Here is a 2,126-nt window from a genome sequence, read left to right as displayed (position 1 = left end):
TTAATATAATTTTTTTCATAATTGTTTATACTGTTAATATTTGTTTTATTTATATTATCAAAAGATATTATTCCATTATTTGATATGTTAAAATTGTTCATGAATGTAATATTTCCTATCCTAACATAATTATTGGATGGGTTTTCATTATTAATGATGTTCCTATTATTATCAAAATTTCCTGAAAATGACATCATAACAAACAATAATGAAACTATTATAGATACAATTATTATGAATCTTTGTTTCATAATATATATACATGGATTTCAAACTATAAAAGGGTTTCTATATATTTTAGTAAAACTGATATTCTAGAATGAGTTCCTTTATAAATTTATTGTCTTATATAACCAGTCACTTTTTTTCAGTATATATCATTAATGGTATTATATTAAATCTCTCTATAATCCTATGTTTTAATTCCTGTAATGATATAATATAAATATTCTATATTAAAAATGCGGAGAGGGGGATTCGAACCCCCGAATCCCTGCGGAAATGGACCCTGAATCCATCGCCTTTGTCCTGTCTCGGCAATCTCCGCTTTTTCTAAATTTTACTGTTTCATTATGCGCCATCTGAAGTATTTGCGGATATTTACCGTTTCCAATAGTCCTTATGTATTCCACAGATTTTTCAAGGCCAATTTTGTTTCCAGGACTTACTATTGTTTTTTTATTTACCTGATAACCCAATGGTTTATTATTATAATAAATATAATTGTTTCCCATATCGCCAAGCAGCAATGATTTTGCCACCCCAATGGTTTGCTTATTAAACAGCACGCCATAAAAGGTGGCAAGTCCGCACATTCTTGGGTGCAATATCCCATTTCCGTCAATCAGGATAATTCCATCAAAATCTCTAACAAGATTTTCTATATACGGTGTTTCATGATATCCAAGATATCCAGGAATATAGGGAAATTTAGATTCTTCTTTAAAGTATCTAACAACAATATTATCACCCTCTTTTATAACCATGGCACCATAACCATATCTGCCAACATATGAAACATCCACTGCCGCAACACTCTTTGGTATTTCATAATCATTTGTATCTATATGTTCTGAAATTTTGTTTTGTTCCATCATTAATTTTTTCAATGGGTAATCAGACTTAAAGTCCCTGAATACAAGCTTATTAAAATTATCTATCTTACCATTAATTACATTTATACCATCATTTTTAAGCCTTCTAATTTTTTCCTCTGCACCAAGGGCATAATTGCCTGCAGTACCATCTGAATAAACTATTTTATAGCAGGGATATTTATCAGGGTAATTATTTAGGGAAAGCATGTATCCAACAGCCCTTGCAGAAATTTTATCACCAAGTGCAACGGCAAGATCACCGTATGTGCTTACCATGCCATCAGGAATCTGTAAAAGCAAATTATATAGATATGAGTATAAATCTATTTTTGTATAATTCATTAATTTAACATATTTTTCATGCATTTTAATTTTTTGAATATATTAAAAATTCGGTTAAAAAAATGTTTATTAATAAACTTTAAATTTTTTGATTTAATTCGGTACCATAATGTTGGAAAAATCATTCATGAGACTTGGTAAATTCTCTCAAAGAAATAAAAAAAAGATTCTGGTAATATGGATAGTCCTCTTTATATTGATGCTTCCTGCTGCAACGTTGCTTTTTACAGATACATCATATAATGTTTCAAGTTCAATTGTTACAAAGAATTCACCTGCATATGAGGCAAATAAATTGTTAAGAGATCAGTTTGGGGGTTCTACAGACCCTGAAATTTTGATTGTTGCAAACAATACAAACTTAAATAATTCTCAAAATGTTAAAAATTTAATTAATTTCCAGGATAATGTATCTAATTATCTAAAATCCACGAATATAGGTTACACGAATACAACCAGTATATTCACAGTAGAGAATTCAACACTTTATTCATTTTCAAAGGAGATTAAGGGTCTTGAAAATGGCATTTATGATTTAAATACGCTTGTGTTATCGTTAAACCTTAAGGGAGAAAACTCAACTAAAATAGCCCAGAATTCCACATTTTCTGCCGGGTTTAATAAAATATTTACTGAGGTGGGTGTCAGCAATTTAAGTTTTATAGATAATGCCATATCGGAATTTAA

At 29.4% G+C, this 2,126-nt stretch carries 1 protein-coding gene, 1 tRNA gene and 2 pseudogenes; 1 reads left to right on the top strand and 3 read right to left on the bottom strand.

Annotated features, from left to right (window positions below):
• The 3 genes and pseudogenes from AOG54_RS02835 to AOG54_RS02825 all read right to left on the bottom strand — a co-directional run.
• Nucleotides 1-251: hypothetical protein (locus AOG54_RS02835; RefSeq protein WP_156324175.1), on the bottom strand; the 251-nt coding region annotated here is incomplete at its 3' end.
• Between the two features lie 211 nt (nt 252-462).
• Nucleotides 463-547, bottom strand: a tRNA-Leu gene (locus AOG54_RS02830).
• A gap of 85 nt (nt 548-632) precedes the next feature.
• A pseudogene (locus tag AOG54_RS02825) lies at nt 633-1,373 on the bottom strand (endonuclease V); the annotation flags it as partial.
• 175 nt (nt 1,374-1,548) lie between these two features.
• Here AOG54_RS02825 and AOG54_RS02820 point away from each other — a divergent pair.
• Nucleotides 1,549-2,126, top strand: a pseudogene (locus tag AOG54_RS02820) (MMPL family transporter); the annotation flags it as partial.

Origin of the sequence: Acidiplasma aeolicum (assembly GCF_001402945.1) — an archaeon.
In the GTDB taxonomy this organism is placed as follows: Archaea; Thermoplasmatota; Thermoplasmata; order Thermoplasmatales; family Thermoplasmataceae; genus Acidiplasma; species Acidiplasma aeolicum.
The sequence above is the reverse complement of the archived record's forward strand: the minus strand, read 5'-3'. Positions and strand labels throughout refer to the sequence as shown.